Source organism: Dyadobacter ginsengisoli DSM 21015, from assembly GCF_059568735.1.
Genome location: NZ_JCANTY010000014.1, coordinates 1 through 21,911 on the forward strand (window position 1 = coordinate 1; position 21,911 = coordinate 21,911).

Annotated in this window: 21 protein-coding genes; 8 read left to right on the forward strand and 13 right to left on the reverse strand. The window is 47.0% G+C overall.

All coding sequences use genetic code 11. The features are described from left to right. Positions 1 to 275, forward strand: a 275-nt coding sequence (locus tag BP71_RS35615) for an integrase core domain-containing protein (RefSeq protein ID WP_496386447.1), incomplete at its 5' end; no start/stop codon positions are given. Between the two features lie 373 nt (positions 276 to 648). Here BP71_RS35615 and BP71_RS35620 read toward each other — a convergent pair. From BP71_RS35620 to BP71_RS35645, 6 genes are all read right to left on the reverse strand, one after another. Beyond that, on the reverse strand, positions 649 to 1,413 hold the full coding sequence (locus BP71_RS35620) for a LytR/AlgR family response regulator transcription factor (RefSeq protein ID WP_496386448.1): 765 nt from the start codon (positions 1,411 to 1,413) through the stop codon (positions 649 to 651). Further along, positions 1,410 to 1,952: a sensor histidine kinase gene (locus BP71_RS35625; RefSeq protein ID WP_496386449.1), complete on the reverse strand. Its 543-nt coding sequence runs from the start codon at positions 1,950 to 1,952 to the stop codon at positions 1,410 to 1,412. Before BP71_RS35625 ends, BP71_RS35620 begins: the two co-directional genes overlap by 4 nt. Before the next feature lie 896 nt (positions 1,953 to 2,848). Then, positions 2,849 to 3,304, reverse strand: coding sequence for a hypothetical protein (locus BP71_RS35630; protein WP_496386450.1), 456 nt, complete (start codon positions 3,302 to 3,304; stop codon positions 2,849 to 2,851). 120 nt (positions 3,305 to 3,424) lie between these two features. Next, on the reverse strand, positions 3,425 to 4,387 hold the full coding sequence (locus tag BP71_RS35635; RefSeq protein WP_496386451.1) for a 2-hydroxyacid dehydrogenase: 963 nt from the start codon (positions 4,385 to 4,387) through the stop codon (positions 3,425 to 3,427). An 86-nt stretch (positions 4,388 to 4,473) separates the two neighbouring features. Next, on the reverse strand, positions 4,474 to 5,565 hold the full coding sequence (locus BP71_RS35640; RefSeq protein WP_496386452.1) for a response regulator: 1,092 nt from the start codon (positions 5,563 to 5,565) through the stop codon (positions 4,474 to 4,476). Next, positions 5,558 to 6,751 (reverse strand): PAS domain-containing sensor histidine kinase, encoded by a 1,194-nt coding sequence (locus tag BP71_RS35645; protein ID WP_496386453.1) that lies wholly within the window; start codon positions 6,749 to 6,751, stop codon positions 5,558 to 5,560. Before BP71_RS35645 ends, BP71_RS35640 begins: the two co-directional genes overlap by 8 nt. A 293-nt stretch (positions 6,752 to 7,044) precedes the next feature. Here BP71_RS35645 and BP71_RS35650 point away from each other — a divergent pair, with 293 nt between their 5' ends. Beyond that, positions 7,045 to 7,719 (forward strand): BON domain-containing protein, encoded by a 675-nt coding sequence (locus BP71_RS35650; protein ID WP_496386454.1) that lies wholly within the window; start codon positions 7,045 to 7,047, stop codon positions 7,717 to 7,719. 65 nt (positions 7,720 to 7,784) lie between these two features. Here the strand turns inward: BP71_RS35650 and BP71_RS35655 are convergent, their stop codons facing one another. From BP71_RS35655 to BP71_RS35675, 5 genes are read right to left on the reverse strand one after another with little or no spacing between them, the layout of a single operon-like run. Then, a complete protein-coding gene (locus tag BP71_RS35655) occupies positions 7,785 to 8,636 on the reverse strand; it encodes a HEPN domain-containing protein (protein WP_496386455.1) in 852 nt (283 codons plus the stop codon). A 48-nt stretch (positions 8,637 to 8,684) separates the two neighbouring features. Beyond that, entirely contained in the window at positions 8,685 to 8,999 is a 315-nt protein-coding gene (locus BP71_RS35660; RefSeq protein WP_496386456.1) for a helix-turn-helix domain-containing protein, read from the reverse strand. Positions 9,000 to 9,012: 13 nt separating this feature from the next. Beyond that, the gene (locus BP71_RS35665) at positions 9,013 to 9,351 is read right to left on the reverse strand and encodes a type II toxin-antitoxin system RelE/ParE family toxin (RefSeq protein ID WP_496386457.1); all 339 of its coding nucleotides are present in this window, start codon (positions 9,349 to 9,351) and stop codon (positions 9,013 to 9,015) included. A gap of 58 nt (positions 9,352 to 9,409) precedes the next feature. Then, entirely contained in the window at positions 9,410 to 11,800 is a 2,391-nt protein-coding gene (locus BP71_RS35670; protein WP_496386458.1) for a phosphoketolase family protein, read from the reverse strand. Between the two features lie 17 nt (positions 11,801 to 11,817). Next, a complete protein-coding gene (locus tag BP71_RS35675; RefSeq protein ID WP_496386459.1) occupies positions 11,818 to 13,002 on the reverse strand; it encodes an acetate/propionate family kinase in 1,185 nt (394 codons plus the stop codon). 170 nt (positions 13,003 to 13,172) lie between these two features. Here BP71_RS35675 and BP71_RS35680 point away from each other — a divergent pair, with 170 nt between their 5' ends. Next, complete coding sequence (locus tag BP71_RS35680) at positions 13,173 to 15,839, forward strand: cation-translocating P-type ATPase (RefSeq protein ID WP_496386460.1); 2,667 nt, start codon at positions 13,173 to 13,175, stop codon at positions 15,837 to 15,839. Positions 15,840 to 16,058: 219 nt separating this feature from the next. Here the strand turns inward: BP71_RS35680 and BP71_RS35685 are convergent, their stop codons facing one another. Further along, a complete protein-coding gene (locus BP71_RS35685; RefSeq protein ID WP_496386461.1) occupies positions 16,059 to 17,009 on the reverse strand; it encodes a hypothetical protein in 951 nt (316 codons plus the stop codon). Positions 17,010 to 17,346: 337 nt separating this feature from the next. On the opposite strand from BP71_RS35685, the gene BP71_RS35690 reads away from it, so the two are divergent. The 5 genes from BP71_RS35690 to BP71_RS35710 all read left to right on the forward strand — a co-directional run bounded on the left by BP71_RS35690 (position 17,347) and on the right by BP71_RS35710 (position 21,043). Further along, the gene (locus BP71_RS35690; protein ID WP_496386462.1) at positions 17,347 to 18,354 is read left to right on the forward strand and encodes a haloalkane dehalogenase; all 1,008 of its coding nucleotides are present in this window, start codon (positions 17,347 to 17,349) and stop codon (positions 18,352 to 18,354) included. A gap of 24 nt (positions 18,355 to 18,378) precedes the next feature. Further along, positions 18,379 to 19,143, forward strand: coding sequence for an AraC family transcriptional regulator (locus BP71_RS35695; RefSeq protein ID WP_496386463.1), 765 nt, complete (start codon positions 18,379 to 18,381; stop codon positions 19,141 to 19,143). A 134-nt stretch (positions 19,144 to 19,277) separates the two neighbouring features. Beyond that, positions 19,278 to 20,060: a helix-turn-helix domain-containing protein gene (locus BP71_RS35700; RefSeq protein WP_496386464.1), complete on the forward strand. Its 783-nt coding sequence runs from the start codon at positions 19,278 to 19,280 to the stop codon at positions 20,058 to 20,060. 64 nt (positions 20,061 to 20,124) lie between these two features. Then, positions 20,125 to 20,667 (forward strand): dihydrofolate reductase family protein, encoded by a 543-nt coding sequence (locus tag BP71_RS35705; RefSeq protein WP_496386465.1) that lies wholly within the window; start codon positions 20,125 to 20,127, stop codon positions 20,665 to 20,667. A 172-nt stretch (positions 20,668 to 20,839) separates the two neighbouring features. Beyond that, positions 20,840 to 21,043, forward strand: a complete 204-nt coding sequence (locus BP71_RS35710; protein ID WP_496386466.1) for a hypothetical protein — start codon at positions 20,840 to 20,842, stop codon at positions 21,041 to 21,043. A gap of 382 nt (positions 21,044 to 21,425) precedes the next feature. On the opposite strand, the gene BP71_RS35715 is transcribed toward BP71_RS35710, so the two are convergent. Beyond that, on the reverse strand, positions 21,426 to 21,788 hold the full coding sequence (locus tag BP71_RS35715; RefSeq protein WP_496386467.1) for a hypothetical protein: 363 nt from the start codon (positions 21,786 to 21,788) through the stop codon (positions 21,426 to 21,428). Positions 21,789 to 21,911: the final 123 nt, after the last annotated feature.

Sequence of the window (21,911 nt, forward strand, 5' to 3'; positions counted from 1 at the left end):
CGCACAAGATGAAAAAAACGATTAAGACCTTTAAGTTGAATCAGAGTATGTCTCGGGCCGATGATCCCTACGACAATGCGTGGGTCGAGTCGTTCTGGAGCAGACTGAAGGCGGAGCTGAATATGCCGAAAGGTGGATATGAGAGCCTAGAAAAATTGAAGGCCGTCCTATTTGAATACATCGACGGATATTATAATACAAGAAGGCTGCATTCTTCTTTAAACTATCTGAATCCAGCTGCCTTCGAGGCTGAATACTATCGGCAAACTGGATGAGAATTGACACTTTAAATATTTACTAACCCGCAAAAGTGCAAACCAAAACGGAACCACGTCAAGGATATGAAACATGCAAACAGGTCAAAAAGGAGCCCCGTCTTGCAGGGCCTGCACAGCGCGATCATGGCTAACTTCGATTACTATTTGCTTGGGCTTGGCTGGTCCGTCAACCCGGTCATTTGTGAAGACATCCCAATGACTTCTGATGGCCGACGCGTTGATCTTGTGTACCACAGCTTTTGTTGAGTCAAAGATCAGTAGCTTTTGATATTAGGCGGGAATGGTTTTGTCGCGAAGCGGACAAAAAAGCTGGTAAGCAGGCAGCTCTCAAATTTTAACAGGTCTTGATCCAGCACGGTTTGAACAGGAATCAGTAGCTTCCGCCTGAGAGCCACTGAAGAAAGACGGGTGATTTTTCTTTGCTTACGGTAATAGTCTCGTCAACAGCCACCGACAGGCTTAATGAAAGTTTGCGGGAAAAGATGCTGGAAGCATTCACAATGGCTTTCCGGTTGACCAGAAACTGCCTGTTGATCCGGAAAAAATCTTCTCCGACTATTGCTTCCAGTTCATCCAGGCTTTTATTAGGGAAGTGTTTTGTCTTTTTAAAAGTGAGCAGCTGCACCAGGCCATAGTCCAACTGAAAAACGGCAATGTCTTCGATTTTGATCGGCATGATCACATCGCGGTGCTGAATCAGCAGCGAGGATGGTTTTGGGGATTTAATTTCTGACAAAAGCCGCCGGACTGCCTCATATTGGTCAGGCAGTGCCTCTTTTTTGGCCTTTGTCAGGTTTTTGAACTTTTGCAAAGCGGCTCCGACAGACTCGGAAGTAAAGGGTTTGAGAATGTAGTCAATCCCGTTGGAGTTAAAAGCATTGAGGGCGTATTCGTCAAATGCAGTGCAAAAGATGACCGGTACAAATTCGCTTCCCAGGATTTCGAAGCTCAGTCCATCGCCCAGTTGAATATCACGGAATATCAAATCAGGAGTCCCGTTATCAGTAAACCAGGCTCGTCCCTCTTCGACTGAATGGAGGATCGACATAATTTCAATGGAGGGGTCCAGTTGAACCAGGGTCTGCGCAAGGTCCCGTGCAGTAAACCTTTCGTCTTCGATGATAACTATCTTCATTTGTCAAGGATCTTTATGGTAACAGTGAAATTCTCGTTGTCTGAGGTGATCGATATGCCCTCGCTCCCTAATAGCCGGTAGCGCTCCGAAAGGTTTGAGAGCCCAAAGCCGGTCGATGGTTCCTTGTATCTGCGCGGCTGCATATTATTGGATATCCGAAGGTACTGTCCGTTCTGCTCGATGCGGATCTTGATCGGTCGGTTTTCTGTCAGATCATTGTGTTTAAGCACATTCTCGACCAAGGGTTGCAAGCAAAAATAGGGCAGATACTTGCTCTTGATCGTCTCTTCTTCCATAGACATAGAATACAGGAGTGCGGGACCGAACCGGGTTTCCTGCATTTTCAGGTAATCAAGACAAAATTCCAGCTCGTGCTTGATAAGCGCAGTCGTCGTAGTCTGGTTTGAAATGGCTACCCTTAGGAAATTTGCCAGGTGCACAAGATAGGTTTCGCCTTGTTTTGGATCGATCTTGTAAAGGGACTTTATGGTAGTCAGTGAGTTGAAAAGAAAATGGGGATGGATTTGCTGTCGTAGCAACAGGTTTTCTGTTTCACTGGCCCTGGCCGTCAACTGTAGATTTTCAAATTCGCTTTGTACCCTCTTATGTTGAACCACTATCAATCTTTGAATGATCAATATCAATGCATTCAAAGTAATGACCGATAAGACCGTTGGTGTATGTTCCCAATAGGAAGGGCTTTGAACTGTTTCCAACGAATGGCCCGTGACGGCCGAATAAAACACTCGGGAAAAGATGCCAATAACAAGAGCCGCCATGAAGCTCAGTACATAGTACCTGCTTGGAAGAAGTTTACCGCCCAAATCTTTTCTGCCAGCGACTGCCTTTAATAGCAACAAATTGGCAAAGGTCGTCAGCAAAAAAAAGCATGGCTTGAAAAAAGCAGTTAACCGCCAGGCCTATATTCCCGGTAGAGGAAAACAGGAAAATGAAAATCACAACCGAACACATCAGCGAGACGATCCAGTTGAGTTTGACAAGGCTTTTTACCGGTAGCTGATTGGCCATAGAGGTTTTTAGTCAACTATGAATAGGCATGACGTAATCCAAATGGCTTTTCTATTGATGCGCCTGTCGGTAAGTTCACAAAATTAAAAGAAACTTTCCTGTCTGGGAATGTCTGCACCATAAGGCAGACAAAAAGGAACCTAACACGGACAGCCATGAGATTAAAGCGGCCACCGATGCGGTATTTTCATTTTTGCACTCGCTTTAATCTTATTTTGAACTGGCTATCTGGTGAAGACCGTTTGTAACTGTTTCAGGGTAACTTATGTGGGCATACGGCCCTAATAAGTTACCCTGAAATATTTTGCTGTTTCCCGTTCCCGCACCCGTAGCTGTGAAGCGGCCTATGCTTCTTTTGAGTTTACCTCGTCATGAATCGCAGCCACATTCCGATTGCTTTATCTGTTTAGTTTTGAAAAGGATAACCCGGGATAGCCGCCAGCTTTTTTTCATCGTCAGCGATCGCGGATTTCAGAGATTCAATGTCTTCGATCAGGTTTTCAAGGCTGTTAGAAGCCTTTCTTGCTTTTTTTGAGTCGCGTTGGGCGTCTCCGGCGGCATTATTGGCCTTGTTGGCTTTTTTCTTATCCTGCGCATCATTCGTCAGCCTTTCTGCGGCTGTACCGTTATCGTCGGCGGATTCCTGGGCTTTCTGGGCTGTTTTATCCACCAGCTCGGATTTGTCTTTCAATTCGTTTTCAAGCTTTGCCAGCTTGATCTTCCTTTCGTTCAAATCCTTGCTGATTTGAATGGCTTCCTTCTGGTTTTTCAAACTGCCGATAGAGTCTTTTGACACCACTTGCGCAGACAATTGCATTGACATCAGCACGCCAAGCGTAGCCATTACCCATATGTTTTTCATGATCATGTTTTTTATATTGATGTTCTAAGAGCAGAAACATTGTTAAGCAAATTTCGCCAGATCTGGTCGGCCAATTAGTGACGGTCATCACGCATTTGCCTAATCCTGAGCACAATGCGGTTAATGATGCTCCGCCTGCCATAAATCGAGATTTTTCACCGTCTGCCCGGCGATTTGCTGCAACGCTTCCCGGGTCAGAAATGCCTGGTGTGGCGTGATGATCACATTGGGATATCCGAGCAGCTTTCCAAGTAGAGGGTCTTTTTTTAGATCAGATGCATGATCTTCAAAGAACAGGCCTTTTTCAAATTCATACACATCCATTCCCAGATAACCGATTTTTCCCTCGTCGAGCGCCTGGGGCAGATCCTCCGTTTTGATCAAAGCGCCTCTTGCCGTGTTGATCAGCATCACGCCGGATTTCATCTTCGCCATCGCTTTCGCGTCGATCATGTGTTTTGTTTGAGCGCTTGCCGGCAAATGCAAGGAAATAATATCCGAGCGGGCATAAAGTTCATCAAGCGGAACCTGCTCGACGTTTACCATACCTTCCATTTCGATCATATCATGCCCGATCACATGACAGCCCAGGCCGTTGAAGATCGATGCCACCGCGAGTCCAGTGCTCCCCAGCCCGATCAGACCGACCGTTTTATCCTTGAAGTTAAACCCGGTGAGGCCGTCGAGCTTGAAATTGTAATGATGGCCGTTTTCATTGGCCTGCATCAGATGCCGGTTCAGGGCCATGGCCAGGGCAACGGCATGCTCGGCGATCGCTTGCGGCGAATAGGCGACCACATTGGCGAGCTTGATTCCCCTTGCCGCCGCCGCATTTTTGTCGATATGGTCCATGCCGGACGACCGGGTAGCGATATATTTCGTCCCCATGTCGGCCAGGGTATCGATCACCCCGGCTGAAACATCGTCGTCGGTGAACACCAGCACCGCATCCTTTCCCTGGGCGTAACCACAGGTTTGGATGTTTAATGCATTGGATATTAATGTAATATCATGTTTTTTCTGATTGGCCTTCGCCAGCGGTTCTTTTTCGAACGCTTTGATACTATAAGCTACAACTTTCATAGGTGATCGCGGTTCAATTCAATACGAATGTAGCCGCGTTCTTCTGGATAGGGGATAATCTCAGGCACACTTAAATGTGATGCTGATCAGTTTTTCATCTTCACCAGCCCGACCATGTCGCGTATTTTTATCGAACTTCCCTTTTTATCAATCAATCCCTCATTTTGAAAGTCGGTCAGCGTCCGGCTCACCGTTTCGGCGGCAATGCCTACGAGCGCGGCCAGCTGTTCCCTTGAAATATTGAATGGCAAAGTAGTGCCATCCTGAGTGCCCGACGAGCGTCCGGATGGTGTTTCCGCAGACTGGTTGCCTAGCCGCAGCAGGGCACGCGACAGTCGTTTTCTAACCGAATAATAGGCCAGGTTAAGCAGCTGTTCCTCCTTTTCGCGAATATCGTTGGACAAAATTTTGATAAACTGGTTCCCAATCTGCGGGTATTGGTCCAGCAGTAACAGAACGGATTCTTTTAAGAGCAGGCACACGGCAGTGTCCTCCACCGCCTGGGCAGTTTCGCTGAAAGCTTCGTTCAGCAACAGCGCACTCACACCCAGATAGTCGTCGGTGTAATACATGCCGGTAGTCAATTCCCTGCCGTCATCGGCCTGCTTGGCGGTTTTGATACAACCTTCCAGCACGAGGTAAAGGCCCATCGGCTGGTCGCCGTCATAATACAGGAATTGATTTTTTTTAAGCTGCCTGATTTTCCGGCAGGCAATCAATGCCCTCAGTTCCGCTGCGCCGGTCTGCGAGACGGCCGTCAGTTTTTCGAGGCCCTGCAATGTCTTACTGTGATACGCTTTTTGTTTTTCTTCCTTTTTCAGTCTTGCTTCAATCGCATTGAGCAGTTCGATATCGTCGAAAGGCTTCGTCAGGTAATCGTCCGCGCCCATTTCCATTCCTTTTCGAAAATCAACCCTTTCTGCCCTGGCAGTTAGAAAGATGAATGGGATCGACGCCGTTTCCGGGTTTTTGCTCAGCAGGTATAACACGCCGAAACCGTCGAGTTCGGGCATCATAATGTCGCACAAGATCAGGTCCGGCCGTTGGCTGGTCGCCATTTCGACACCGCTTTTCCCATTGCCGGCCTTCATGACCCGGTAGCCCGAAAACCCTAGGATCTCAGCCGTGCTTTCCCGGATATCGTCATTGTCTTCGATGATCAATATGGATTCATTCATGGCTTTGCGGAAAGGAGAGTGTGAAAGACGCACCCCGGTTGACCTTGCTGGTAAATTCCAGGTGCCCGTTCATGAGCTTCGCATACCGGCTCACAATATGCAGGCCAAGGCCCGTTCCGGGAATGGTGCCCGTGTTATGTGCCCTGAAAAATGCTTCGGACAAATGTTTCTGGTCGCTTTCGGGGATGCCAATGCCGTTATCGCTGACGACAATGCTTAAAAGCGTAGGTGTGATTTCGGTACTGAATTCGATAAAAGTATTTTCGCCGGAATACTTGATGGCATTACTGATGAGGTTGACGATGGCGTTTTTCAAGAGCGCCTGGTCCATCGATACAGCGCTTGACGTGCCCGTGTGCTGGTAAATGATCTGCTGGTTTTGCTTGGCGATCATCTGCATTTCTTCGGTGATTTCTTCCGAGAATTGCACGATGTCGAAGAGCTCGGGAGTAGCCTTAAACTCACCGGTTTCCAGCCTTTCCATGGATAGGAAGTCGTTTAATATGCTGGTAAGGTTATTGACGGAAACTTTGATTTTGGCAACATGCTTCGAGATGCCCGGATGAATGCATTCGCCAGCATATTTTTCGATCAGGATCGCCGAAAGCTGGATAGAGCTCAGCGGCGTCCGGAATTCATGCGAAGCCATCGAAACAAACCTGCTTTTGAGCTGGCCAAGCTCCATTTCCTTTTCGAGCGACTTGCTCACTTTTTCCTTCGCTCCTTCCAGGGCATTGATTGTTTCCTGTAATAGCCTGGTCCGCTCGTCCACCTGTTCTTCGAGGTGAAGGGCATAATCCCTCAGCTTTTCTTCGGCCTGTTTTTCCCGGCTCAGATCGTGTATAAATCCTGTATAAATCTTCCGTCCCGACAATTGTACCTCGCTAATACCCAGCCTGAAAGGGAAAACTTCTCCTAATTTCCTAAGGCCCATTACTTCCCGTCCCGTGCCCATCACAGTTTTTTGGGAGGTCTGATGGTAATGGTCCAGGTAACCGTCATGTTGCTCCCGTTCCTGGGCAGGCATTAGAATGGATATATTTTTTCCAATCAATTCCTCCGGTTCATATTCAAACAGCTGGCATGCCGAGGGGTTAATGGTTTCGATTGTCCCGACATGATCGATGGTAATGATGCCGTCAATCGCATGATCGATGATCGCTTTAAGCAGGGCTGAATTTTCCATGAAATTTGCGCAAGTCTCTGCGATTGATGTACTGCAAGATAGCCAACTTTATCGGTTCCACGCATGGGCAACAACCGTGCCCAACGTTCATCAGCAAACGCATCAAATGGCCGGATGCGGAAAGTAACAGGTAATGCAAATAAACGAACATAATTTATGCGAAATTGAGAAGCCATTATGCTAAATGACAATCAGTGATTAGTGTAACTATTACCCGATTCTATGTAAGTATTACGGCTAGTGTTTGGTGACCTTTGCTTAATAATTGCACTATCCTAATCTAAATCAACGACATGAAAACGAATGAGCAGTTACAGAAAGACGTTCGGGATGCTATCAAATGGGAACCGTTATTGGCAAACGCGGAAATAGGCGTTTCGGCTAAGAATGGTGTGGTCACGCTGTTGGGTACAGTAGATAATTATGCAAAAAAATTCCAGGCAGAGGATGCTGCCAAGAAAGTATCCGGAGTAAAGGTGGTTATTGAGCAAATCGACGTCAAAATGCTTAGTAGCATTTTTAGCCCCGATGATAATGATCTCGCCCGGGAAATCCTGAACGCATTTAAATGGAACATGGAAATTCCGGAGGATAAAATTCAGATAACCATTGAAAAAGGATGGATCACACTGGAAGGTGAAGTTCAATGGAATCATCAAAAAGAAGCTACCGCCGCGATCGTCCAAAAAATGGTGGGCGTTAAAGGGGTTTTAAACAACATTACGATCAAAACTGAAACTATCGACCAGATCGAAAAGATCGCCATTGAAAGTGCATTGGCGCGCAATTGGTCTATTAAGGAACAGGATATACAGGTGGAAGTGTCAGATAACACCGTTCTCCTAACCGGCACCGTGGGATCGTGGTATGAAAGGGATGAAGCGGAACGACAAGCCTGGAAAGCGCCGGGCGTTGAGTTGGTCGATAACGAATTGGTTGTCGAATACGAGCACGCATTGGCCGACTAAATCGATAAGTAAAAGCGCAAACCCTCTTTTTTAATTCTTCTTGAAGTGTATTGAACACTTCCGCGTTACCCTTCCGTAAATTGAGCAATCCGCTCATTGCAAATGCGTTCCGTCAAATCTCTCAGCAGCTTCACACGATCGGATAGATATTGTAATTCTTCTTTTTCGATTTTGTAATTCATATTATATCTCGAATCGATGTATGCCTTTTGCAAGAGTTCAAACAGCCGTTTTTCTTCTGGTGTATTTTTCGGAAAAACCGTTCCAAAAGCGGAATGGAGTTTTTCGGCCTGATTGCCTAATTTCTCTATGTCGTGGATTTTTGGCTTGTAGTCGGTGAAGACGAGGAGGATAGCGGCATAATATCTTTCTGTTGATTGATGAAGTAGGAAAGCTGCTTTTTTAAAATGGCCTTTTTCCAAGTCTGCATCTATATCCAGGAACTCATTCGCAGAACTAAACCAAGGCTCAAACTGCTCTTTTGCTTTTTTCTGTCTTTCCTCGGGATTCATATTTTTTGGCTCAGATAATTTGAATTTTCCCGAATCAAAAAGCAAAATTCCTTCTTTTAAAATATCGACAAAAAAATATTCATTCCGTTCGATCTTATCATTTACAAACCCAATACTATGTTGAATGACGGTAGTTCTTGTGTTCTCTTCATTACTACTTAATTTCTTGCTCAGATCCCACCACTTTTCGCCATCCTTGGCAGATTTCCTGTCTTTGGTAATAACGAGAATATCATAATCACTTACATACTCGTAATTCTCCTGAAAATCTTCCACCCAATCACCACGCGCGTGGCTGCCAAAAAGGATGACCATTTCGGAGGGTACCTTTTCAACAATGATCTTGGTGAGTGTTTTTAGTTCTTCCTGTTTATCGTCGGGGAGGTGGGATAGGGTGTATTTCAAGGTTTTGAATTGTTAGTGTGGTGGTGTAGAGTATTTTAGTTTGCCAGATTATTCTCCAATGCTTATTTTTAGATTAGGCAATTCAACTTGCAGCTTTACTTTGGCTTTTAAGGCGGTAAAAACTCTCAATAATGTGTCCATTGTTACATTACTTGCATTGCTTTCAAGTCTTGAAATTTGAGCTTTTTGTACACCAATCAGGTTTCCCAGTTCTTTCTGAGTTAGATTTCTTTCTTTTCTAGTTTCTTTTATTGCTTTGCCAATCAAGTCCATTTGAAGTTCGTATTCAAATCTATCTCGTTCGGGGGTTCCAATTTTTCCAAGAAGTTTGTCCTGAACTTCGTCTAATGTATATGCTTTCATTTTTTCTTGCCTTCTAACTGTTTTTCTGAAAAATATTTAAGCCGAATGTCTGCCGATTTTTTAATTTCATTTTCTGGAACTCTACTTCTTTTTTTAATAATCCGTGCGTCGATATAACTAATGTTTCTTTCGGTAGAGTTTTGTCCCAAAATGCGAGAAGTCTGTATTGAATACCTTGGTAACGTGTCCTGAATTCCCAAATATCATCAGTCAATTTCTTAAACAGCTCAGGATCTGTCTTTACTTGTGATTTACGAATGTTGTAAAGATTTTTTTCGTAATGCTTTTTTTCCAGTCCATTTAGAAAATCAAGTGCTTCATCTAAGAAAGCAATCTCAAAAAGTTTGGCCATTCATAGTGTGTTTATAGAGACAAATATAGAAAAAGTTTCGTTAAAGAGAAACTGCGAACTACCCCACATCCCACTTCCACTCCAAAATCTCAGGCATATCCTCCCCGTGCATTTCAATGTAAGCCTTGTGATCGATTAGCTTATCTCGGAGATATTGTTTGATATAGGCGCCTTTTGCGCCGAGGTCGGGCAGGCGGTCGATCACGTCGCTCACGAGGTGGAACCGGTCGAGGTCGTTGAGCACTACCATATCGAACGGAGTTGTTGTGGTCCCTTCGCCTTTGTAGCCGCGGACGTGTAGGTTTTTGTGGTTTGTCCGGCGGTAGGTGAGGCGGTGGATCAGTAGCGGATAGCCGTGAAATGCGAAAATAATGGGTTTGTCTTTGGTGAAAAGGATATCGAAATCCTTGTCGTTCAGGCCGTGCGGATGCTCGCTTTCGGGTTGGAGCGTCATCAGGTCCACCACATTAATTACCCGCACTTTCAATTCCGGTAAATGTTTCCTCAGGATTTGAACGGCGGCGATCGTTTCGAGCGTGGGCACATCTCCGGCGCAGGCCATCACCACATCGGGTTCGAAACCTTCGTCGTTGCTGGCCCATTTCCAGATCCCCAGACCGGCCGTGCAGTGTTTGACGGCCGCATCCATCTCCAGCCATTGCATTTCGGGCTGTTTTCCGGCGACGATTACGTTGATATAGTCCCGGCTTCTGAGACAGTGATCGGTTACCGAAAGCAGCGTGTTGGCATCCGGCGGGAGGTAAATGCGGACGATATCCGCTGTTTTGTTCGCTACAACATCCAGAAACCCCGGATCCTGATGGCTGTTTCCATTATGGTCCTGCCTCCATACGTGCGAGGTGAGGAGGTAATTCAGCGAGGCAATCTGTTTGCGCCACGGTAAGTTTCTGGAAACTTGAAGCCATTTTGCATGCTGGTTAAACATCGAATCCACGATGTGAATGAATGCCTCATAGCAGGAAAATAACCCGTGCCTGCCGGTGAGCAAGTAACCTTCCAGCCAACCCTGACAAAGATGTTCGCTCAAAACCTCCATCACACGGCCATCGGGGGAAATATGGTTGTCGCCCGTAATGATTTCCGCCGTGGAAGTCCGGTCGGTGATGTCGAAGAGGTGGGAAAGTCGGTTGGAGGAGGTCTCATCCGGCCCGAATATCCTGAAATTCCGTTCGTGCCAGTTGGCTTTCATCACGTCCCTCAGAAATTCACCCATGACCGACGTCGCTTCGGCCTTACTGTTTCCAGGCGTGGTAACCGACACGGCATGGGCGCGAAAATCAGGCATTTGTAAATCGACGAGAAGCGCGCCGCCATTGGCACTTGGATTGGCGCCCATTCGTCTGTTCCCTGCCGGGGCGAGTTCGGCGAATTCGCGTATCAGCTTTCCATTTTCATCAAAAAGCAATTCGGGACGATAGCTTTTCATCCACGTTTCCAGCATTTGCACATGCTCGGGTTTGCTTGCCAGCTCGGCCAACGGTACCTGATGCGCGCGCCAGGTACCCTCAATTTGCAGGCCATCCACGGTTTTAGGGCCGGTCCATCCCTTGGGCGTGCAGAAAATGATCATCGGCCAGGCAGTTCGTTCTTTGAATCCGTGAACCCGCGCATCGCTTTGAATCTGCCTGATTTCTTCCACGACAATGTCCAAAGTCGAAGCCAGCAATTCGTGCATGGTTTCCGGGTCGTCGCCTTCCACGAAATACGGATTATAGCCATATCCGCGGAAAAGCTGTTCCAATTCCGCTTTCGGAATCCGTGCCAGCACGGTAGGGTTAGCGATTTTATAACCATTCAAATGCAGGATGGGAAGTACCGCGCCGTCATGGGCGGGGTTCAGGAATTTGTTGGAATGCCAGCTCGCGGCCAGCGCCCCGGTTTCGGCTTCGCCATCGCCTACCACACAGGCCGCAATCAGGTGCGGATTGTCAAAAACAGCCCCGAATGCGTGCACCAGTGAGTAACCGAGCTCGCCGCCTTCGTGGATGGAACCAGGCGTTTCCGGCGCCACGTGACTGGGAATGCCGCCCGGAAAGGAGAACTGTTTGAAAAGTTTCTGCATTCCGGTCTCGTCTTCCGAAATATCCGGGTAAACTTCGCTATAAGTCCCTTCCAGATAAGTATTCGCCACCAGTCCGGGACCGCCGTGGCCCGGACCCGCTACGTAGATAATGTTCAGGTCGTATTGTTTGATGATGCGGTTGAGGTGGACGTAGATAAAATTCAGTCCGGGTGTCGTGCCCCAGTGACCGAGCAGCCGGGGCTTGATATGTTCGAGCGTTAATCGGTCTTTGAGCAACGGATTGCCGTACAGGTATATCTGGCCGACCGATAAATAGTTGGCCGCATGCCAGTAAGCATTCATTTTCCGTAATAATTCCGGCGACAGCGTTTTCCCCCGCATATCAATATCTTCCATTTTCATCATCCTGATTGTTTAATGACTTAATTTAAAACCTGGCTGACGAGCCTTGCGATCATTAATTCTTCATTCGTAGCAATCACCCGGACAGTCACTTTACCAGCGACGTCCGAAATAATTGCCTCATTGTTTTGATTTCGTTCTTCATCCAGGCCGATGCCCAGAAAGCCAAGATCCCCGCAAATCCGGCTGCGGACCTGCGGGATATTTTCACCAATACCTCCCGAAAAAACGAGCGTATCGACACCTCCCAGCACAGCAGCGAAGGAACCGATGTGTTTTTTGATTTGGTAGCAAAAAAGCGCAATTGCTTCTTCGGCGCGGTGATCGGTTGTTTGCAGCTGCATTAATTCCTGCATGTCAGAACTCGTTTCAGATACACCGATCAGTCCCGATTCATGGTTGACCAGGTGATTAAACTTTTTAGCGCTAAGCTGTTCAAACTGCATCATATACCAGGCAACACCGGGATCAATATCTCCGCTGCGGGTTCCCATCATCACGCCCGAGGCCGGGGTAAAACCCATGCTGGTATCGAGGCATCGGCCTTCCTTTACGGCGGCCAGACTTGCTCCGTTTCCCAAATGTGCCAGTATCACCTTCCCGTTAGCAGCCTCTTTGCCTGCCAGGCGTTCCAGTTCTTGCATCAGATATGCATAGGAAATGCCGTGAAAGCCGTACCTATGTAGACCCTTCCCGCTAAACCGACGGGGGATAGGCAACCGTTTTGCGACGGCGGGTATGTTGGAATGGAATGCAGTGTCAAAACAGGCGACTTGTTTTAATGCAGGATGGCGTTTGCTGAAAAGCTCGATCAGCCTGATCTCTTCCGGTAAATGCTCCGGATCACAAGGGCTGATCGTCTTGAGATAGGCTAATAATTCAGGCGTTATTTTTTGCGGTTCCGTCTGTTCCATCCCATGAACGATCCGGTGGCCGATGGCAGAAACCTGGGCAAACTCATGCTGCTTTTCCAGCCATTCTACCAAAAATTGAACGGCATGTTCATAGTTGTTCTCCCGGATGTCCAGGTTTTTGGGTTTATCAGAAGTATTTGTAGTTAAAATTGGCTCAGTAGTATTGTTGCCAATGTTATAAAGCTTTCCTTTAAGCAATAATGTAAAAGCCGCGTCAGCCACCCGATAAAAGGCAAACCTGATGCTCGATGAGCCTCCATTGATGATAAGCAGTGATTTCTCCGTGTTCATATTGATCAAGCCTTTTCATCGGATGGTGTTTAATGCAAGATACTATTATCGAGCCTGCAGAAGGGTGATCAGGATCATCTTTTGAAATGAGTATCAATACCATCTTCCCATCAGGTAGCACGCATTTTGCAACGAGTCGTTTAATACATGTTTTTTTTGGATGAAAATCTATGTCGAAATCCTTTCAAGAAATAAGTGCGCAGCAATTGGCGGAAGAGCTCCAAACGGATATTACAAAAGGGCTTTCCAGTGCGGAGGCGGCAGCAAGAAACGAGCGTTTGGGCCTCAATGAGCTGAACCGGGAAAAGCCTGAAAGCCTTTGGTCGATATTGCTGAGGCAGCTCAATAGCCTGATTGTGTGGATCTTGGCGTCCGCGGCCATCGTGTCATTTTGGTTAGGGGACACCGTTGAAGGCTTCGCGGTACTTGCCGTCATCATCATCAATGCAGCAACGGGCTTCATATTGGAATACAACGCGCGCGAGTCCATGGAGGCGCTCCGCAAGCTCGATACCACGCCGGCGAGAGTGTTGAGGGATGGGCAAATCGACGAAATTCCTTCCGAGCGTGTCACCGAGGGCGATATTCTGGTCCTGGAAGCCGGTGATTTGATCCCGGCGGATGCTAACATCGTCCAGACCAACCAGCTGGAAGTCGATGAATCGGCATTGACAGGTGAATCGGTCCCATCTGCCAAGCGTATGGACCCGTCGGCCGCGGATGCACCTTTGGGCGACCAGCATAACCGGTTATTCAAGGGAACCGCGATCACCAACGGGAATGCGAAAGCCATTGTTACCGGCATTGGACAGGCCACCGAACTGGGCAAAATCGCAACGATGGTCCAGCAGGCGAAACGTACCGCGACGCCGCTCGAAGCCAAGCTCGATTCGCTTGCCAAAGTGCTGATCTGGATCACGATCGGGTTAGCGATGTTGTTTTTAGTAGTGGGGCTGATTCGCGGCGAAGAAACCAAACAGTTGATAGAAACAGCCGTTGCGCTTGCCATTGCTGCTATACCGGAAGGAATGTCGGTGGTAGCCACGGTCGCGCTGGCCTACGGAATGCTCAGGTTAGCCGAGAAAAAAGTGATCGTCAAAAGGCTTTCGGCCGTTGAAACGCTGGGAGGGACCAATGTTATTTTCACGGATAAAACGGGCACGCTCACTCAAAACAAGATCGAAGTGCGCCAGCTTCATTTTCCCGCCGGCGATTTATCGGTGATCCTGCACCCGGAAAAAACAGGGACGGAGGCGATGGAGCTAACAGGTGAGGACACCGGATTTTCCAGTTCCAGAGAATTTGCATTGCTGGTCAGGGTAGGGGCCCTGGCCAACAATGCCCAGCTGACTTCCGGGCATTCGGACAGAAAGCAAATAGGCGATCCGGTTGAAATTGCGCTATTGCGATTTGCCCGGGCAGCAGGAGTCGATTTGGAAGATTTAGGTTCAAACTACATCAGGAAAGCCGAGGAAGCATTCAGCTCGGATACGCGCATTATGGCCACGCTACACGAGTCAGCGGCGGGTTATTATGTGGCTATCAAAGGTGCGATTGAAGAAGTATCTGAACTGTGCCATTGGAAGAATGATATCGAGAGAAAAAGCGAGCTCGAAATTTCCGAGCGCATGGCTGCCGACGGCTTGCGCACGCTGGCCTTTGCCTACCGCGAGTCAGCGCAGATGCCTTCCACGGATTTTACCAGGGAAGAGAAGCTCACTTACCTCGGGCTTATTGGCTTCCTCGATCCGCCGCGAAAAGAAGTAACGCCAGCCCTGATGGCTTGTCACGATGCTGGTATTAAGGTTATTATGGTAACGGGTGACCACCCTGCAACTTCTTTGAACATTGCCAGGCAAGTCAATCTGGTTCAGTCGGATGAGCAACTGGTTTTGACAGGAAAAGACCTCCAATCATTTGATTTTTCTTCCACAACAGATCAGGAAAAGATGCTGAAATGCCAGGTGTTCGCACGGGTAAACCCTGCTCAAAAACTGGATATGATCGATTTCTACCAAAAACAGGGCGATATCGTCGGCATGACCGGCGACGGCGTGAATGATGCGCCGGCTCTGAAAAAATCCGACATAGGCATTGCTATGGGCCTGCGAGGCACGGCCGTGGCCGCAGAAGCAGCGGATATGATCTTAAAAGACGATTCTTTTACATCTATTGTGAAAGCCATCGGCCAGGGACGCGTCATTTTTGAGAATATCAGAAAGTTTATTGTCTTCCTGCTCTCCTGTAATATGAGCGAGATTTTCGTCGTCACTTTTGCGGGTTTTTTAAATGTGGGTAACCCGTTATTGCCCTTACAAATCCTTTTTATCAACATCGTCACGGATGTATTTCCGGCCCTTGCATTGGGTGTGGGCAAAGAGAATGATAAACTCATGCAATTCCCGCCCAGAGATCCCAAAAAGCCGGTTCTCGAATGGAAAGACTGGCGCAGGATCGCTTATTATGCGCTGGTTATGACGGTCTGTGTTTTAGGCGTATTTTGGTTGGGAACAAGCCAGCTGGGATTGAGCCACCAGGAAGGTAATACAGTTACTTTTTACGCTTTGTCGCTGGCGCAGTTGCTGCATGTTTTCAATCTTTATTCAGGAAAGGGAAAGTTTTTTGGCAATGAAATCACCCGAAACAAATTCATTTGGCAGGCACAGGCTTTGTGTATCCTGATCCTGTTAGCAACGTATTATATTCCTTTTATAAAACAAATGCTGTCATTGCAGGATCTGAATATGCTGTCTTTTGGATTAATATTGACGGCCGGGTTGTTTCCTCTTCTGATTATCCAGTCAGTGGGGTTTTTCTCCTCGGGAAAGTTACATTAAGCGCTGAATAAACTGTGTGGATGAACCGGCACCAGAAGAGTGCGCTGTCCCACGAACGCGAGTTTTGAGACGGACATCCGCCAATTTTACTTCCAACGCTGAGCCAGTAACCTGCTTGTCGTCAAGGTTCCAGGACGCCGGGCTTACTTTCTTTCGGTGGTTCGCGGAGCTATCACGGGCCCGATGACCCACGGTGTGGAAGGCGCAGTTAATTATCGGTTATTTGTAGTAATAGAGCTTCTTTACCAACGGCGTGTTATCTTTGAAATCTTCTGTTTTTTCAATTACCCGGCCGGCTCCATCGAATTTGGTGGAGTATTCAATATTCATCTGGCTCCCTGATGTTGTTGTGGGGTAGTATTTACTTGTGACCTTCAATGAAACTAAGTTATTGTCTCCAAAAAGCTGATCAAAGAAGGAAGGGCCAGGGTGGAATAATTTGGGTATTTCCGGCAAGTTCTTAAGGCCGTTTTCGGTATTGTCATATTTATACTCGTAGCTGTATTCAGCAGATACGTTGCCCGGTGATTGGCTGAATGTAAAAAAAGCGGATTCTAAATTGTTGCCTGTGTATTTGTATACGGTCTTTTGGCTAACAACACCTGTGGTGCTCAACTCTATCAGGCGGCCTTCATTGTCGTATTTCAAGGAATGGGCATCCCCCTCACCAAGAGTAGCGACGTCATTTCTATCAACGTAGTACACATATGCCTTTACAATCCTGTCGGACTTGTCGTAAGCGAATTCCCGCATGATTAGGTTGGGTTCCAGCTCTCCCCAGTAACCCTCCCCTCTGACTGTGAAATACATACGGAAAAGCTTATCATCCTTGTACTCGTAGACTACATCACAGAAGCCAGGTGTGCTGTTTTTGGGCGACAATTGATCGGCGAAACCGATATTTCTTCCAGCGTTGTCATACAGATATTGCCTGGTGCCTGGCATATGATTGGCAAATTGCTCTCCTTCTACCTCGGTCACAATTTTGTCCAACGCTCCCGTAGGCGTTCGGCTGTTTCTTTTTATTGCCTCTATATCGGGCCTAATGATGGTTTTAACTAGTGCTGGAGTCTGATTCTCGACCGGATCGACGGGGTTGAGATCTTTTTTACACCCGACTAGCGTAGAAACAGAAAAAAGTGCAAGAAAGGTTAATTTTGAAATCTGCATAATTTAGGAATTTATAGTTTTGGACACCAAGACTGCGGATAGAGCTGCATTTAATCAAAGAATCTGAGCAAGTAAAAAGAGGTAAGGGTTCAGGCTTGGATACCAGGTCCTGTTACTTTGGCGCATGAACATTGCCAAGTGTATGCCTGTGCCGAGAATGCTCCCCACGCTTTTTGATGCACTCAAAGGTTAATTGTACGTTCCTATTTTCAATGGCCATCCACTCAATCCTGACGGGTTTTGTCGGTCCGATTCCTATGGCCGCTTATACAAATCAATGATTTTATACTATTTACTTGTTCTGAACAGCCCGATTTTTGTGTAAAAGATCGCAAGAATGAAACTAGCACTTATAAGTTGGCCCATCACCGGTCTGCTAATGTTGGCGCCGGCATTGGCCAATTTGCAACAGAGCCCACAGGTATTTATCAAATCAAAGAACGAAGTAACCATGAATGCAACACAGCAATCCCAAGACGAAACAGTTTTGAGGCTACCCAAAAAGTTTCAAATAATCAATGGGCTCAAAATGGCCTATGTTGATGCGGGCGAAGGCAATCCAATTATTTTTCTTCACGGAAACCCTGCGTCCAGCTACATATGGCGGAACATTATACCCCATGTTCGGGATCTGGGCCGCTGTATCGCACCCGACCTAATGGGCATGGGTGATTCGGATCATTTCACGAACAAAGCAGACTATACATTTAGTAATAATGAAAAATACCTGGACGCACTTTTCACAAGCCTGGGCCTTCAAAAAGATATCGTTTTTGTGGTACACGACTGGGGCTCCGTACTGGCTTTCGATTGGGCAAGAAAGCATCCCGGTGCGGTGAAGGGTATTGTGTATATGGAAGCTATCACAAAACCACGCTCGTGGGAGGAGGTGCCCGGGGTCGCGCGGGAAACTTTTCAAAAGCTTCGCAGTAATGAAGGTGAGCAAATGGTACTTATCGAAAATTCTTTCATTGAGTTTAATTTGCCCAAAACGGTTTTACGCTCTTTGGGTTTAGAGGAAATGGCAGAATACCGGCGGCCCTTTGCGGAGCCTGGCGAAGGCAGGCGAGCCATGCTCAGCTGGGCACGCCAGTTGCCACTGGGCGGCGAACCGGCTCATATCGTCAATGTCGTCAATGATAACAGTAACTGGCTAAGGCAAACAAACATTCCCAAACTGTTTGTCGAAGCGGTGCCGGGGACTTTGGCCGAGGCAGAGAAAGAGGCTTGCAAACGCTGGCCAAACCAGACTCATATTGTTGTAAATGGACATCATAATCTGCAAGAGGATTCTGCGAATGAAATTGGTGCAGCCATTGCCCTGTGGTTGCGGAAACTCAGGTAAAATTGTAGATTCACCCATTATTCTATGCAAACATTCGAACCGGCTGCCTGTTTAAGCCCATACGTTAAAGCATTTGTGGTTATTGAATGCAACGACATCCTGGTGAACCGGTTGTTGCCAGACACCTGTGTAGTTGCAGCAATCCGTTTAAATGGGGACGTGCAATTTAAAGGGGAGGCTGGGAGTACCCGCCTCCCTATGTGGTCTTTATCGGGTTTAAGGAAGTCATATAGCATGGTTGAATATGGAAAAAACAGTGCTAACGTTCTTGTTCAGTTTAGGGAAGGTGGTGCAGCAGCCTTTTTCAATTTGCCCGTTCACGAATTATTTGGATTAAACGTTAGTCTGGATAATTTCTTCAAATCGTCTGAACTGGCCGCTTTGGGAGAGCAGTTGCATGGTGCGGTATCTATCGAGCAAAAAGTGGGTATCGTGCAGCAGTTCTTTATGGCAAGAATCAGTTATCAAAAGGCTGACCTTCTCATTGCCGGCTCGGTCGAGAAAATAAAGGCTGCAAACGGTATACTTAACGTGAAGGATTTGTCTGACAGTCTGTTTATCAGTCTGGATGCATTTGAAAAGAGATTTAGAAAAAGTGTGGGTACTACGCCAAAACGGTTTGCCGATATAGTACGAATGAAAGCACTAATCACTCAGGTCGAGGCAACAGGTACGCTGCTCAAACCGGCGCTGGATGCAGGCTTTTTTGATCAATCACACTTTATCCGAGATTTCAAAAAGTTCACCGGACTTACCCCTAAGGAGCTTCTGCACGGATACTCGCGGTAAAAAATCACCGGCGATCAACCGAAATAATAGGGGTGACATGAATAGCTTCATACCACCTGAGAAGAAAGTCGCCTTAATACTTGCTGATTGTGGTGTTATTGAGAGCACCACTTATATGTTTTATATTTTGCCCTATGCGCATTCGATCACATGTTATTCTACCGCAGTTACAAAGCTACGTAAAGTCAATATGTTCTATGGAATGCGAGGGAGGCGCGGACTGGAATCAAGTCCGGGTGCTGCCGGATACCTGCGTGGAATTGTTTCTTAACTACACCAGTACCCCGATTGCGGTCATAGATCAAGAGCTTTATAAGCATAGTATCGTTTGTTTTCGCCTGAGTCGCCCAGTGGACGTCCAGATGCGTAAAGGCTCCGGCTGTCTGGCCGTCTGCTTTCATCCCGGGATGGCATATCCATTCATCCCTATGCCAATGCATTTATTTAGGGACAGCACTGTAAATTTCTTCGACTTATGGAGTGGCGCGACTTCCGAACTAGAGGATAAACTGGCGTGTGTCCCCACCGATGAAGGACGCAGTACCGTAGTGCAGGACTTTTTGCTCAGTCAATTGGAATTGGATAAACAGGACCCGCAGGTGGCTTATTGTCTGAACAAGGCGCAGCTTAGCCGAGGCTCAATAGCTGTTTTTAAACTCGCTGAAGAAACAGGCCTTAGCCAGCGTCAGTTATCCAGAAGATTCCACAAAAGTATTGGCTTATCTCCCAAAGAATACCTGGGTGTTTGCAGGTTCAATTCTTCACTTCAATATCTGGCAAAATATCCGCGTATGTCACTTACAGAAATCGCGCACCTAAGCGGGTACTATGATCAGGCGCATTTTATACGCGACTATAAAGTTTATACAGGTCATTCTCCCGGTGAGGTAGTGGCTGCAAGCCATATTTTATTTTGATGTCCGTTTCGTACAATTCCTGTAAGTCGGAGGTGTGTAGTTTTGCCAAAAAAACAACACAGTTATGCGAAAATTGATTTTAGGGCTCGCGATCACTTTAGATGGATACATTGAGGGGCCAAATGGAGAATTTGACTGGTGCTTTACAGACCAGGATTATGGCTTGAACGAGTTCTTTACCGGTATAGATGCCATATTTATGGGTCGCAAAAGTTATGAGATTGCGCAGCAATTCGCCGAAAGCAACAGCGGGGAAGTAATTCCTGGTATGCCTCCACTGACGGAATACGTTTTTTCTAGAACTTTAAAATCAGTAAAAAATGGTGCGATCCTGGTGGGAGAGGGCGCTATGGATGAAGCGCGCACAATCAAGCGACAACCCGGTAAAGACATTTGGTTATACGGAGGAGCTTCACTTGCGGAGGCTATGATGAATGAAGGCCTTGTCGACGAGTTATGGCTGTCGGTACATCCCATATTGCTTGGCGGTGGCAGGCCTTTATTCCCTCAATCAAGCAACCGTACCCATCTTACACTTATAGATAGCAAGTCCTACCCGACAGGGCTATTGTCGCTCCGCTATAGTGTTAACCAAGATAAAAAATGATGGAAGTCCGGGGGCATCCCGGAAGGATGTCTCCAACAAAGTTGTCGTCGTACGTTTATGAACCTGCCTCTTTCTTCTCAAATTTTTGGTCTGATGAAACCAGGCAAGGTCATCTAGATTAAGAGTCTGTACGGAATATCAATGGTTATGCTAAATAAGCGTACCTTAGTATATGAAAATCAAAATATTAGTAGAAAAAGATCTCCCGCCGCCAAGCTCGACATTGAAATTCAGGATTAAAAATACAACCAACTGGCGCGTTGGCTTTACGGACGGTGAAACCGGCGATTTTGTCCAGGTAGTGGAAGGAATCACATACAGCTATTCCTGGAATCAGATTGATGAATATTATTTAACTGCTCCTGTGTTACCGTAGCAGTGCTGCTTATCCTGCTCCTTATTGCGCATGTTTTACAGGGTCACCTGTATTTATCCTGCCAGACCTTATACCCATTAATTTTCTTTGGATAATGCCGGCATGCTGTATCCAACCTACGTATCCGTCTGATAAAGAGAATGTATGATGGTGTGTTACTTGCTTCGAGCATTTGAAGGTCAGTTCTGAACGAGAACAGAAATTTTGTCTTCCTCAGCTGACGAAGAGTCTATGATCAATGCAAAGCCCATGTCACGGTATCTATATGCCTGGTGGCTATCGGGCAGTCGATCTGAATGCGTTAAATGGGTGCTATTTCTGGATCACAAGCTTTTTAGATTCAGCTCCGACCTTGACTAAAAAGAGTCCGGACGGGAGACATTTAAGATCGATCGGCCTCGCGGTCGATCTGTTTCAGTCGGTAGTAACTGGTGGCAAATGGGTTCGGATCGGTAAAATCATATTTCCTCACTTCGTTGGCATCCCCGCTGCCGTCGACAAAACCGATTATTTCAAACTTTCTGACATCCGCGCTCCTTTCGATTTCAAAACCTGCATTGTTTTCTTCGCCGGCTGTTTTCCAGTTCAGTAAAACGGTATTGCCCTGCTGCTGGCCTGTGAAACTGATGAGCCTGACGGGTAAAGTACAATTCGTCCCCGAAGCCTCATCGTCGTTGATTGTCCAGCCCTTGTTGCTGATCAGATTGCGCTGGCGGCTCTTCTCAAGCGGGTTTATCAGTTTCAATGGGATGAAGCAGGCGCAACAGCTGACTTGAATCCCAAGCAGCTGGTAGAAGTCAAAAAGCGCAATGGTCCGTTGTGGTCTGCTATCGCTGGACGCGGAAGGGGGAACCGGCACGGATCGTTA